Origin of the sequence: Serratia sp. G204Y, from assembly GCF_051172435.1 — a bacterium.
Classification (GTDB): domain Bacteria; phylum Pseudomonadota; class Gammaproteobacteria; order Enterobacterales; family Enterobacteriaceae; genus Serratia; species Serratia sarumanii.
The window spans coordinates 945,748-959,194 of sequence record NZ_JBPIZA010000001.1; the positions used below are offsets into that span (position 1 = coordinate 945,748).

The 13,447-nt window shown below is 54.0% G+C and carries 11 protein-coding genes; 7 read left to right on the forward strand and 4 right to left on the reverse strand.

Annotation, left to right across the window (positions count from 1 at the left end; genetic code table 11):
- Positions 1 to 26: 26 nt before the first annotated feature.
- Positions 27 to 875 (reverse strand): formyltetrahydrofolate deformylase, encoded by an 849-nt coding sequence (gene purU, locus ACSBQQ_RS04700; RefSeq protein WP_060427964.1) that lies wholly within the window; start codon positions 873 to 875, stop codon positions 27 to 29.
- A gap of 68 nt (positions 876 to 943) precedes the next feature.
- A complete protein-coding gene (locus tag ACSBQQ_RS04705; protein WP_039565804.1) occupies positions 944 to 1,408 on the reverse strand; it encodes a YchJ family protein in 465 nt (154 codons plus the stop codon).
- 118 nt (positions 1,409 to 1,526) lie between these two features.
- On the opposite strand from ACSBQQ_RS04705, the gene rssA reads away from it, so the two are divergent.
- The 5 genes from rssA (at position 1,527) to ACSBQQ_RS04730 (ending at position 7,080) form a co-directional block, all read left to right on the forward strand.
- Positions 1,527 to 2,429, forward strand: a complete 903-nt coding sequence (rssA, locus tag ACSBQQ_RS04710; RefSeq protein WP_060421082.1) for a patatin-like phospholipase RssA — start codon at positions 1,527 to 1,529, stop codon at positions 2,427 to 2,429.
- A 103-nt stretch (positions 2,430 to 2,532) separates the two neighbouring features.
- Complete coding sequence (gene rssB, locus ACSBQQ_RS04715; protein ID WP_033634794.1) at positions 2,533 to 3,546, forward strand: two-component system response regulator RssB; 1,014 nt, start codon at positions 2,533 to 2,535, stop codon at positions 3,544 to 3,546.
- A gap of 212 nt (positions 3,547 to 3,758) precedes the next feature.
- Complete coding sequence (gene galU, locus ACSBQQ_RS04720) at positions 3,759 to 4,676, forward strand: UTP--glucose-1-phosphate uridylyltransferase GalU (protein ID WP_033647598.1); 918 nt, start codon at positions 3,759 to 3,761, stop codon at positions 4,674 to 4,676.
- A gap of 40 nt (positions 4,677 to 4,716) precedes the next feature.
- Complete coding sequence (locus ACSBQQ_RS04725) at positions 4,717 to 6,060, forward strand: UDP-glucose dehydrogenase family protein (protein WP_033634791.1); 1,344 nt, start codon at positions 4,717 to 4,719, stop codon at positions 6,058 to 6,060.
- Positions 6,061 to 6,069: 9 nt separating this feature from the next.
- Positions 6,070 to 7,080, forward strand: coding sequence for an NAD-dependent epimerase (locus ACSBQQ_RS04730; protein ID WP_033634790.1), 1,011 nt, complete (start codon positions 6,070 to 6,072; stop codon positions 7,078 to 7,080).
- Between the two features lie 186 nt (positions 7,081 to 7,266).
- Here the strand turns inward: ACSBQQ_RS04730 and hns are convergent, their stop codons facing one another.
- A complete protein-coding gene (gene hns, locus ACSBQQ_RS04735; protein ID WP_004932170.1) occupies positions 7,267 to 7,674 on the reverse strand; it encodes a histone-like nucleoid-structuring protein H-NS in 408 nt (135 codons plus the stop codon).
- Positions 7,675 to 8,374: 700 nt separating this feature from the next.
- Between hns and ACSBQQ_RS04740 the strand changes: the two genes are divergently transcribed.
- Positions 8,375 to 8,959: a thymidine kinase gene (locus tag ACSBQQ_RS04740; protein ID WP_033634789.1), complete on the forward strand. Its 585-nt coding sequence runs from the start codon at positions 8,375 to 8,377 to the stop codon at positions 8,957 to 8,959.
- Positions 8,960 to 9,078: 119 nt separating this feature from the next.
- On the opposite strand, the gene adhE is transcribed toward ACSBQQ_RS04740, so the two are convergent.
- A complete protein-coding gene (gene adhE / locus ACSBQQ_RS04745) occupies positions 9,079 to 11,751 on the reverse strand; it encodes a bifunctional acetaldehyde-CoA/alcohol dehydrogenase (protein WP_033634787.1) in 2,673 nt (890 codons plus the stop codon).
- A gap of 531 nt (positions 11,752 to 12,282) precedes the next feature.
- Here adhE and ACSBQQ_RS04750 point away from each other — a divergent pair.
- A complete protein-coding gene (locus ACSBQQ_RS04750; protein WP_015378089.1) occupies positions 12,283 to 12,927 on the forward strand; it encodes a YchE family NAAT transporter in 645 nt (214 codons plus the stop codon).
- Positions 12,928 to 13,447 lie beyond the last annotated feature (520 nt).

Here is a 13,447-nt window from a genome sequence, read left to right on the forward strand (position 1 = left end):
ACGAAATGCACCGATTTATTGAGCGATTAAAGAATAACGGTGCGGTTGCCGTAGACGAAGACGCGCTGCGCCAGCACCTGATACAGCGCGCGGCTAAGCACGTTTTTCTCCACGTCGCGGCCGGCGCGCATCATATCCTCGGTGGAATAGGTGTGATCGACGTGGATCACGTCCTGCATGATGATCGGGCCTTCGTCGAGATTGTCGTTAACGTAGTGGGCGGTGGCGCCGATGATTTTTACCCCGCGCTCATAGGCCTGGTGATAAGGGCGCGCGCCGATAAACGCCGGCAGGAACGAATGGTGAATGTTGATCACCTGATTCGGGTAATGTTGCACGAAGGCCGGGGTCAGCACGCGCATATATTTGGCCAGCACCACGTAATCCGGCTGATATTGATCGATCTTGGCCGTCATTTCGCGGTCATGCTGTTCACGCGTCAGGCCTTCGTGGCTCACCAGATGGAAAGGAATATCGAAACGCTCCACCAGCGATTGCAGCGTGTCGTGGTTGCCGATCACGGCGGCGATTTCAACGTCGAGGCCGCCATAGGCGCTTTTCATCAACAGATCGCCCAGGCAGTGGGCCTCTTTGGTGACCAGCACCACGATGCGCCGGCGCCCGGTGCTGTGCAGCTCACGCAGCGAACCTTCCGGCAGCGCGCTGTCCAGATCGGCCAGCAGCGTGTTGTCGTTGAAAATGCCTTCCAGCTCGGTGCGCATGAAGAAACGCCCGGTGCGGTGATCGACGAACTCATTATTCTGCACGATATTGAGTTCGTGCTTGTAACAGATGTTGGTGATCTTGGCGATCAGCCCTTTGGCGTCCGGGCAGATGGTGCGTAACACTTTCCGTTGTACATTTTGGTGTGGCATGGGTTTGAGGATCCTGTCTGATACTGAACGGCCTGTCTGCGCAGGCGTAAACGTGAAGCGCCGGCCGGCTAGCGCCCGCAGCACTTCTTGTATTTTTTCCCTGAGCCACAGGGACACATCGCATTTCTGCCGGGCTGGGGTTTGGTGCCGTCGATATAATACCAACGTTGATCGCGACGAAGGAAGCGCGAGCGCTCATGCATCGCCTGCGGTTCGCCGCTTTCGCCATCGATAAAGCGGGCGATGAATTCGACGAAGCCTTCTTCCGGCTCATGACCGGCTTTCTCTTCCACGATCGTCAGGCCTAACCATTCGGTATTTTTAAAGCTGTCGACGATTGCATTGCGCCACGCTTCGGCGCCGCAGTCGGGGTGCCAGGTGGCGATCAGATAGTCGACGTTATGACTCACGTAGGCGGTGAAGCGTGAACGCATCAGCTGACCGGGCGTGGGCGCCGGCTGATTACCGCTGATAAAAGGGGCGCAGCACGCGTTATACGCCTGTCCGCTGCCGCATGGGCATGATTCGGGCAAAATAACTCCTGAGAACACGAGGCAGAAAATGAATTTAGCGCATATGTTACCTAACAATATTCGTCAGTGACAATCTACCCTGAAAGCAGAGAACACCTTTCACCGCGAGGATGGCGCTATGCGGCAAATCAAGATCGGACTGGCGCTGGGGGCGGGCTCGGCCAAAGGCTGGGCGCACATCGGCGTGATTAATGCGATAAAGAAACTGGGGATTGAGGTTGATATCGTGGCCGGTTGCTCCGTCGGCGCGTTGGTGGGGGCGGCGTTCGCCAGCCACCGTTTGCCGGCGATGGAGCAGTGGGTGCGATCGTTCAGCTATTGGGACGTGATTCGCCTGATGGATTTTTCCTGGCACCGTGGCGGCCTGTTGCGCGGCGAGCGGGTGTTTAACGCCGTCGGACAGTTGTTGAAGATCAATGATATCGCCGAATGTGCGCTGAAGTTCGGCGCCGTGACGACCAATCTCAGCACCGGGCGTGAGCTGTGGCTGACTGAAGGCGATATTCATCAGGCGATACGCGCCTCCTGCAGCATGCCTGGCCTGTTGGCACCGGTGTGGGCCGACGGCTATTGGCTGGTGGATGGCGCGGTGGTCAATCCGGTGCCGGTGTCGCTTTGCCGCGCCATGGGCGCCGATATCGTCATCGCGGTCGATCTGCAGCATGACGCGCACCTGATGCAGCAGGATCTGTTCTCGATACGTATCGAGGAAGAAAGCCCGGACGATGCGCCAGCGGCCACCTGGCGCGGGCGTCTGCGGGAGCGCATCGGCAGAATGCGGCAGCGCAAACCGGCGACGGCGCCCACGGCGATGGAGGTCATGGGCACCTCGATTCAAATGTTGGAAAATCGCCTGAAGCGCAACCGGATGGCGAGCGATCCACCGGATGTGCTGATTCAACCTTTTTGCCCGCAAATCTCGACGCTGGATTTCCACCGCGCCGATGAAGCGATCGAAGCGGGATTGCTGGCGGTGGAAAAACAACTGGATCGGTTGTTGCCGTTGATAAAAAATAGATAATTCTCGGTTCTCGGTTGGCATTGCGCGGTCAGTCTGTTTCAGACGAGCATAAGTGACCTTTTTGAGCCACTATTACACTATGGAAAGGGACGAGGCTCGGCTGATGGCATTACCACTTACTCACAAGCGCATCTTGATCGTTGAGGACGAACAGGTTTTTCGTTCGGTGCTGGTCGGTTATTTGGCCTCGCTGGGCGCTGAAACCGGCGAGGCGACCAACGGTTTACAGGCGTTGAGTGCCGTCGATGACTTCAAGCCGGATCTGATTCTGTGCGATCTCGCGATGCCGGAAATGGGCGGTATCGAATTCGTTGAACACCTGCGTTTGCAGGGGGTACAGATCCCGGTGCTGGTGATCTCGGCCACCGACAAGATGGCTGACATCGCCAAGGTGCTGCGGTTGGGCGTGCAGGATGTGCTGCTCAAGCCGCTGACCGATCTCAACCGCCTGCGTGAAGCGGTGCTGGCGTGCTTATACCCCAATATGTTCACCTCTCAGGCGATTGAAGAGGTTGAACTGTTTCAGGATTGGGACGCGCTGAGCAAGAATCCTTCCGAAGCCGTCAAACTGCTTAAACAATTGCAGCCGCCGGTACAGCAGACCATTGCGCATTGCCGGATCAACTATCGGCAGTTAACCACCGGCGAAAATCCCGGCCTGGTGCTGGATATCGCCGCCTTGTCAGAAAAGGATCTGGCATTCTATTGTCTGGACGTCACGCGCGCCGGCGATAATGGCGTATTGGCGGCTTTGCTGTTGCGCGCGTTATTTAATGGGCTGCTGCAAGATCATCTGGCTAATCAACAGCATCGTCTGCCGCAAATGTCGGCATTGTTAAAGCAGGTTAATCAATTATTGCGGCAGGGGAAATTAGACGGTCAATTCCCTCTGTTGTTGGGATATTATCACGCCGAAAATAAAAACCTGATCCTGGTTTCCGCCGGGCTGCATGCCAACGTCAATACCGGTGACAATCAAATCCAGCTGAACAACGGCGTGCCGCTGGGGACGCTGGGAGCTACCTACATGAATCAGATCAGTCAGCGCTGTGCCGCCTGGCAGTGTCAGGTATGGGGCAGCGGTGGCCGATTGCGGCTGATGCTCAGCGCTGAATAACAGGCAGCGATCGGCGAGATCTTAAGCTATTCACTTATCGGTAATTAAACCGTTTATTTATTCTCCCGATTATCCGAACGGGTAATAGTCCTAAATGTTTTCTATTTGTGTTCCGGCTAATGCTCGGCGCGTATAAGCTGGTATACTCCGAAGGTTTTTTTATATCGAGCCAAGCTCATAAAATGAGCGTCTTAGCTTTAAGAGAGGAAATAATGCCTGCTGTAAATCGCAAAGTCAGAAAAGCCGTGATCCCGGTTGCAGGCTTGGGTACGCGGATGTTGCCGGCCACCAAAGCCATTCCGAAAGAAATGCTGCCTCTGGTTGATAAACCGCTGATCCAATACGTCGTCAATGAGTGCATTGCGGCGGGGATTAACGAGATTGTGCTGGTCACCCACTCCTCCAAGAACTCGATCGAAAACCATTTTGATACCAGTTTCGAACTCGAAGCGATGCTGGAAAAACGCGTCAAGCGCCAATTGCTGGATGAAGTGCAGTCGATCTGCCCGAAAGGCGTTACCGTGATGCAGGTTCGTCAGGGCAATGCCAAAGGCCTGGGGCACGCAATTATGTGTGCCTACCCGATGGTGGGCGATGAGCCGGTCGCGGTGGTGCTTCCTGACGTGATCCTCGATGAATACAGCGCCGATCCGAAAAAAGACAACCTGCACGAAATGCTGCAGCGCTTCGAAACCACCGGCGTCAGCCAAATCATGGTTGAACCCGTGCCGCATAAGGATGTCGGAAACTACGGCGTAGCCGACTGCAAGGGCGTCGATCTGCAACCGGGCGAAAGCGCGCCGATGGTCAGCGTGGTCGAGAAGCCGTCGCCGGATAAAGCGCCTTCCAACCTGGCGATTGTCGGGCGTTACGTGTTGTCCGCCGATATTTGGCCGCTGTTGGCGAAAACGCCTCCAGGCGCCGGCGATGAAATTCAGCTGACTGACAGCATCGAAATGCTGATGCAGCAGGAAACGGTGGAAGCGTATCACCTGAAAGGCGTGAGCCATGACTGCGGTAATAAACTGGGTTACATGCAGGCTTTTGTAGAGTACAGCATGCGTCATGCCAGCCTGGGCAAAGAATTTTCTCAGTGGCTGCAACAGGTTGTTGCCGCTGACAAGAAGTGATTTTATCTTTCGTCTTAATTTGAAAAACTAGGATTTTCACATGAAAGTAACAGTTTTTGGTATTGGTTATGTGGGGCTGGTACAGGCCGCGGTGCTGGCTGAAGTTGGCCATGACGTTATGTGCATCGATGTTGATGAGCGAAAAGTCGAAAACCTGAAAAAAGGGAATATCCCGATTTTTGAGCCGGGCCTGGCGCCGCTGGTGCAGCAAAACTATGAGGCCGGGCGCCTGCATTTCACCACCGATGCCAAAGCGGGCGTGGCGCACGGGAATATCCAGTTTATCGCCGTCGGCACGCCGCCGGATGAGGACGGCTCCGCCGATCTGAAATATGTCACCGCGGTGGCACGCACCATCGCCGAGCACATGACCGATCGCAAAGTGGTGATCGACAAATCCACTGTGCCGGTCGGCACGGCGGACAAGGTGCGTCAGGTGATGGCGGAAACGCTGGCTAAGCGCGGCAGCAACGTGCCGTTCGACGTGGTGTCCAACCCTGAATTCCTGAAGGAAGGCGCTGCGGTGGCTGACTGCATGCGCCCTGAGCGCATCGTGATCGGTACCGATAATAAAGAGGTGATCGAACCTATTCGCGAGCTGTACGAGCCGTTTAACCGCAATCACGATCGTATGATCATGATGGATATCCGCAGCGCGGAGCTGACCAAATACGCCGCCAACTGCATGTTGGCGACCAAAATCAGCTTTATGAACGAAATGTCCAACCTGGCGGAAATGCTGGGCGCGGACATCGAGAAAGTGCGTCAGGGCATCGGTTCCGATTCACGCATCGGCTATCACTTCATCTACCCTGGCTGTGGCTACGGTGGCTCTTGCTTCCCGAAAGATGTGCAGGCCTTGATCCGCACGGCGGAGCAGATCGGTTACCAACCGAAGCTGTTGCAGGCGGTAGAGCAGGTCAACTACCAACAGAAAGACAAGCTGAGCAGCTTTATCAAAGACTATTTCGGCAGCGATTTGAAGGGCAAAACCTTCGCACTGTGGGGCCTGGCGTTCAAGCCGAATACCGATGACATGCGTGAAGCCTCCAGCCGCGTGCTGATGGAGCAACTGTGGGCTGCCGGCGCCACCGTTCAAGCCTACGATCCGGAAGCGATGAACGAAGTTCAGCGCATCTATGGCCAGCGTGACGATCTGAAACTGATGGGCACCAAAGAGGCTGCGTTGCACGGCGCCGATGCGCTGGTGATTTGCACCGAATGGCAGAATTTCCGCGCGCCGGACTTCGACGTGATCAAGGGGGCGTTGAAACAGCCGGTGATCTTCGATGGACGTAACCTGTACGATCCGGAGCGTTTGGCGAATCGTGGCTTTACCTACTATGCGATTGGCCGCGGCGCATCGATTAAACCGGTTATTTAAGGAGTGACCATGAAATTCCTGGTTACAGGCGCCGCAGGGTTTATTGGTTATCACGTTGCAGAGCGTTTGTTGACCGCCGGGCATCAGGTTGTCGGCATCGATAACCTGAATGACTATTATGACGTGGGCCTGAAAACGGCCCGTCTGGACAGACTGGCGGATAAGCCGGGATTCCGCTTTATCAAGCTGGATTTGGCCGATCGCGAAGGCATGGCGGCATTGTTCGCCGAACATCAGTTTCAGCGCGTCATTCATTTGGGCGCGCAAGCCGGCGTGCGTTATTCGCTGGTCAACCCGTTGGCTTATGCGGACGCCAACCTGATCGGCCATTTGAACGTGCTGGAAGGCTGCCGGCATAATAAGGTCGAGCATTTACTTTACGCGTCCTCCAGCTCTGTTTATGGCCTCAATCGCAAGCTGCCGTTTGCTACCGAAGATTCTGTCGATCACCCTGTGTCACTGTATGCGGCAACCAAAAAAGCCAATGAGCTGATGTCACACAGCTACTCTCATTTATACGGTCTTCCGACGACGGGGCTGCGCTTCTTTACCGTATATGGTCCCTGGGGGCGTCCGGATATGGCGCTGTTCAAGTTTACCAAGGCCATATTGGCGGGGGAGAGCATCGATGTATATAACCACGGTGAAATGCACCGTGACTTTACTTACATTGATGATATCACCGAGGCGATTGTGAGGCTGCAGGCGGTTATTCCGCAGGCAGATCCGTCATGGACCGTTGAACAGGGATCGCCGGCGACCAGTTCCGCGCCGTATCATGTTTATAATATCGGCAATAACTCCCCCGTTAAACTGATGGAATATATCACGGCATTGGAGCAGGCTTTGGGGGTAACGGCCCGCAAGAATATGCTGCCGATGCAACCTGGCGACGTGATGGATACCAGCGCGGATACCGCAGAGCTTTATCGTGACATTGGTTTTAAGCCGGAAACCAGCGTTGAAGAGGGTGTGAAGCGCTTTGTTGATTGGTATAAGGCATTCTACCAGGTTCAATAATTGAACGAGGGTAAATGCGATAAAGGGGCCTTAGGGCCCTTTTTTTTCACTGGGATTTCGTGCAAGGAGGAAAATGCGAATTAGGATATTTACTAAAAGAAAAGGGATGAGGCGGGATCACGGCTATAAGCTTTAAAATGAAAAGGCCCCCCGCAGGGAGCCTTTCAGATACGGACTGAATCGCTATTACAGCAGGAAATCATCCAGAGATTTACCTTGCTCTTCGATAGCTTTCTTAATCACCGCAGGGGTACGGCCTTGGCCGGTCCAGGTTTTCAGTTCGCCGTTTTCGTCTTTATATTGGTATTTAGCAGGACGTGCTGCACGTTTTGCTTTGCCGGCAGCCTTGTTGGCAGCCATGGTTTGCAGCAGTTCATTCGGATCGATACCGTCAGCAATCAGCATTTCGCGGTATTGCTGCAGTTTACGGGTGCGTTCTTCGATTTCTGCTTGAGCCTGGCTGTCTTCTTCGCGACGTTCGTTCACAACAACTTCCAGTTTCTCGAGCATTTCTTCCAGCGTTTCCAGTGTGCATTCTCTTGCCTGGGCGCGCAGAGTGCGGATGTTGTTCAAAATCTTTAATGCTTCGCTCATTGTCCTAGTCTCAAATTATATTGGTGGGGGGCGTCTCGATAATAATAGAGTGCTATTTTCCTTTCTGCAATAGCCAAATTGACTTGAATACTCAAATTTACCTTTTAAAAAACCGTTAATCGGATCTGTCCGACTAATATAGGAAGGGCTGTTAACTATTACCCTCACCGCACTTAAGTCAAAATTTCAGCAGGCATGCTTTAAAATGCGCGTGGCACAAGGCTTTCATCGATAAGTTATCGCTGTAATTTATATCAATATTACAATGGGTTCTGTGGGCTTAATCACGTCATGACGAGGCAGACATTGTAAACAATAGGGGTATCTGGGTAAAGATTGCGTCAGGAAACGTCGGGGGAGAACGAAGGTGATTAAATGCCCTGTATTGGCCTCACGTATAATAGGCAAGCACTCCGCCGCGGTCGCGGCGCCTGCCGAGGTGAAAGGGGGGATTATGCATTAATCGGCAAATGACCGGCTTAACCATTAGCAAGAATTAATAGTGATGACAGGCATACATTATCCTGTAAATAGCGGTAAAAAGAACGGGCCGACAGAAGGATATGTTTCGCTTGAAAGCGCATTATTACGGCGAACGCAATATTCGCTCGCTTTGGGCTGAGCCGGGGGGCGGGTTATGGTACACTCACCGTCCTAATCAACATTTGAATATTTCTTATACCATCGGAGTTGCGGGGCCATGGCTCAACTTTATTTTTATTACTCTGCGATGAATGCCGGCAAGTCCACCGCGCTGCTACAGTCTTCATATAACTATCAAGAACGTGGTATGCGCACGCTGGTGTTCACTGCGGAGATCGATCACCGCTTTGGGGTAGGCAAAGTCAGCTCGCGCATCGGTTTATCCTCGCAGGCCCAGCTCTATAACAACGACTCGATGCTGTACGCCATGATTCAGCAGGAGCATCAACAGCAGCCGGTGCATTGCGTGCTGCTGGATGAAAGCCAGTTCCTGACCAAGGCCCAGGTTGAGCAATTGTGCGATGTGGTGGACCAACTGGACATTCCCGTATTGTGCTACGGCCTGCGTACCGATTTTCTCGGTGAGCTGTTTATCGGCAGCCAATATTTGCTGGCCTGGGCTGATAAGCTGGTGGAATTGAAAACCATCTGCCACTGCGGGCGCAAAGCCAATATGGTGTTGCGGTTGGATGAAAACGGCCAGGCGATGCACGCCGGTGAGCAGGTGGTGATTGGCGGTAACGAGAGCTATGTCTCCGTCTGCCGCAAGCATTATAAAGAAGCGATTCACTCCCTGGAGTAGGGGAGAAAACGCCGCCAAAGCCCGCTGAAGCGTTTTGGTGACCTGAGTCGAAATGCAGCGCCTCGGGCGCAATAAAAAACCCGCCGTGTGGCGGGTTTTTTTATCGGTTCACGGAACCGTTATTTCTTGGGCTTCTTTACCGCGGCTTTGGCGGCAGCCGGAGCGGCAGCTTCCTCTTCTACCGCTTCGCTGAATTCGCGGCCGTAGAAGGTATCCAGCATGATTTGCTTCAGTTCGGCAATCAGCGGATAGCGCGGGTTGGCGCCGGTGCATTGGTCGTCGAACGCGTCTTCCGACAGCTTGTCGACTTTCGCCAGGAAGTCCGCCTCCTGCACACCCGCTTCGCGGATGGAGGTTGGGATGCCCAACTCGGTTTTCAGCTCGTCCAGCCAGGCCAGCAGTTTCTCAATCTTCTGCGCGGTGCGGTCGCCCGGGGCGCTCAGGCCGAGGTGGTCGGCGATTTCAGCGTAGCGGCGGCGCGCCTGAGGGCGGTCGTACTGGCTGAAGGCCGTCTGCTTGGTCGGGTTGTCGTTCGCATTGTAGCGAATAACGTTGGAAATCAGCATCGCGTTGGCCAGGCCGTGCGGAATGTGGAACTCCGAACCCAGCTTGTGCGCCATGGAGTGACAAACCCCAAGGAAGGCGTTGGCGAAAGCGATACCGGCGATGGTGGCGGCGTTGTGCACGCGTTCACGAGCAACCGGGTTTTTCGCGCCTTCTTTATAGCTGGCCGGCAGATACTCTTTCAACAGTTTCAGCGCCTGCAGCGCCTGGCCGTCGGAGTATTCGTTCGCCAGCACCGAGACGTAGGCTTCCAGCGCGTGGGTGACCGCATCCAGACCGCCGAAGGCACACAGGGATTTCGGCATGTTCATCACCAGGTTGGCGTCGACAATCGCCATGTCCGGGGTCAGCGCATAGTCGGCCAGCGGGTATTTCTGCCCGGTGGTGTCGTCGGTCACGACGGCGAATGGCGTGACTTCCGAACCGGTGCCTGAGGTGGTGGTGATAGCGATCATCTTCGCTTTCACGCCCATTTTCGGGAACTTGTAGATACGCTTGCGAATGTCCATGAAGCGCAGCGCCAGATCCTCGAAGTGGGTTTCAGGATGTTCGTACAGCACCCACATGATTTTCGCAGCGTCCATCGGCGAACCGCCGCCCAGCGCGATGATGACGTCCGGTTTGAAGGAGTTCATCTGCTCGGCGCCTTTACGCACGATGCTCAGTGTCGGGTCGGCTTCCACTTCGAAGAACACTTCGGTTTCGATGCCGTGAGACTTCAGAACCTTGGTGATCTGGTCGGCATAGCCGTTGTTGAACAGGAAACGGTCGGTCACGATGAAGGCGCGTTTTGCCCCGTCGGTCGCCACTTCTTCCAGCGCGATAGGCAGCGAGCCACGGCGGAAGTAGATCGATTTCGGAAGTTTATGCCACAACATGTTTTCTGCTCGCTTCGCTACAGTTTTCTTGTTGATCAGGTGTTTAGGTCCGACGTTTTCAGAGATGGAGTTACCACCCCAGGAGCCGCAACCCAGCGTCAGCGAAGGCGCGAGTTTGAAGTTATACAGGTCGCCGATACCGCCCTGAGAAGCCGGGGTGTTGATCAGGATGCGAGCCGTTTTCATTTTATCGCCGAAGTAGGCAATGCGAGCCGTTTGGTTATCCTGGTCGGTGTACAGGCAGGAAGTGTGGCCGATACCGCCCATGGCGACCAGTTTTTCGGCTTTGGCGACGGCGTCTTCGAAGTCTTTGGCCCGGTACATCGCCAGCGTCGGCGACAGTTTTTCATGGGCGAAAGGTTCGGACTCGTCGACCAGCTTCACTTCGCCGATCAGCACTTTGGTGTTGGCCGGCACTTTGATGCCTGCCATCTCGGCGATTTTCGGTGCGGATTGCCCGACGATGGCCGCGTTCAGACCGCCGTTTTTCAGGATGATGTCCTGCACCGCTTTCAGTTCTTTACCCTGCAGCAGATAGCCGCCGTGGGAAGCGAAGCGTTCGCGTACCGCATCATAAATAGAGTCGACGACGATGACCGACTGTTCGGAAGCGCAGATAACGCCGCTGTCGAAGGTTTTGGACATCAGGATAGACGCGACCACGCGCTTGATGTCTGCGGTTTCGTCTACCACCACCGGCGTATTACCGGCGCCGACGCCGATGGCCGGTTTGCCGGAGCTGTAGGCGGCTTTCACCATGCCCGGGCCACCGGTGGCCAGGATCAGGTTGATGTCCGGGTGGTGCATCAGCTGGTTGGACAGCTCGACGGTCGGTTGGTCGATCCAACCGATGATGTCTTTCGGCGCGCCGGCGGCGATAGCGGCTTGCAGCACGATATCGGCGGCTTTGTTGGTGGCATTTTTCGCACGCGGGTGCGGCGAGAAGATGATGCCGTTACGGGTTTTCAGGCTGATCAGCGCTTTGAAGATCGCGGTAGAAGTTGGGTTGGTGGTAGGGACGATACCGCAAATCAGGCCGATAGGCTCGGCGATGGTGATGGTACCGAAGGTGTCATCTTCAGACAGGATGCCACAGGTTTTTTCATCTTTATAGGCGTTGTAGATGTACTCGGAAGCGAAGTGGTTTTTGATCACTTTGTCTTCGACGATACCCATTCCGGATTCTTCCACGGCCATTTTGGCCAACGGGATACGGGCATCAGCAGCGGCGAGGGCGGCAGCGCGGAAAATTTTATCCACTTGCTCTTGAGTGAAGTTGGCATATTCGCGCTGGGCTTTTTTGACACGTGCGACAAGCTCGTTCAGTTCAGCGACATTCGTTACAGCCATAATGCTCTCCTGATAATGTTAAACTCTTTCAGTAAATAAGCCGTGCGAGCCACTAGTATAGTCATAACGGGAATAAACGGTGATTTGAATACCGGGGCTTTCCCGCGTTATTTCTTCGCATGCTGCTGATTTGCTTAAAGAGCTTCACCCTACGCCAACCGGAGGGGCAGGCAGTGAGGAGAAGGGAACCGGCTGGGCTGCCGCCGACTTTGTTCTACTCCCTGACTACGACTAAGAGCTTACCCACTGTTGGGTAGTCGATTTGTGATCTAAATCATGAAAAGTGCAAGCTGACACCTTTCAGCTTGCCGGTGTTGGGAATCATTCTTGATAACTGTGAGCGATGACTCTTTTTTCAACATAAAAAATCAAAAGGCCAAACATCACTTTAACAAAGGGCATTTGTTTCGTTGCATAACTTGCTGACAGTCAAAAATGCTGCTTGGGCCGGATGGATTACCCGCGCCAATTCCATTACATTAGCGCGCATAGGCAGCACACCTTTTTTATAGCGATTAATGCGGAGCATCTGTGGGCCAATCTCTGTTGGATCTTTCCGGCTTTATCAAGTTCTTTGTCGGTCTGTTTGCGCTGGTCAACCCGGTGGGCATCTTGCCGGTGTTTATCAGCATGACCAGCTACCAGGCGGAAGCGGGGCGCAATAAAACCAACCTGACCGCCAACCTGTCGGTCGCCATCATTTTGTGGACGTCGCTTTTCCTGGGCGAAGGGATCCTGCGGATGTTCGGCATCTCTATCGATTCGTTCCGCATCGCCGGCGGTATTCTGGTGGTGACCATCGCCATGTCGATGATCAGCGGCAAGCTGGGGGAAGACAAGCAAAACAAACAGGAGAAATCGGAGAGCGCGATCCGCGAAAGCATCGGCGTGGTGCCGTTAGCGCTGCCGCTGATGGCGGGGCCGGGGGCGATCAGTTCCACCATCGTGTGGAGTTCCCGTTATCACAACTGGCAAAGCCTGCTCGGCTTTACGGTGGCGATCGCCTTGTTCGCCTTTTGTTGCTGGCTGTTGTTCCGCGCCGCGCCGCTGTTGGTGCGTTTGCTGGGGCAGACCGGCATCAACGTGATCACCCGTATCATGGGTCTGCTGCTGATGGCGCTCGGCATCGAGTTTATCGTTACCGGCATTAAGGCGATATTCCCCGGCCTGTTGTAATACCCTTTGTTTAGCCGCGTACCTTTCGCGTCGGCGTGGCTAAAATTAATTTTAAAGTTTAAATTATTTATTGGTTCGCATTATTATAGTGCACAGAGTGAATAAAAATTATGCCGTTGCACTCTTATGTTGCATAAATCTCATGTTGCTGCTCAAAAAAAGCGCTGAGCGCTATTTCAACCACTTTTCCTCCCCCCTTTTCGCGCATTTTGCCCCCGTTCAACGGTAAAGCTGTTGTTAAATTAATCACATCATTCTGTGGGGCTTGTCTCACTTTCATCCAGGTGTTATTAGTGATTAACCGCCCGTAGACAGGTGTTTGTTCTTTGAATGATTGGATTGTTAACTGAATGTTTCTTTTCGCGGCGATGAGATCGTGCTGACGGTTTCAATTGAAATGAATTCGGTTTTTTTACCTTTAAAATCATATCAATAACATTGGTTTTTCTTGGTCTTGAACACAGAGGACGGATCGGGCTTCGTGCGATAAAAGAGAATTGCTTAACATTTTCGTAAAATT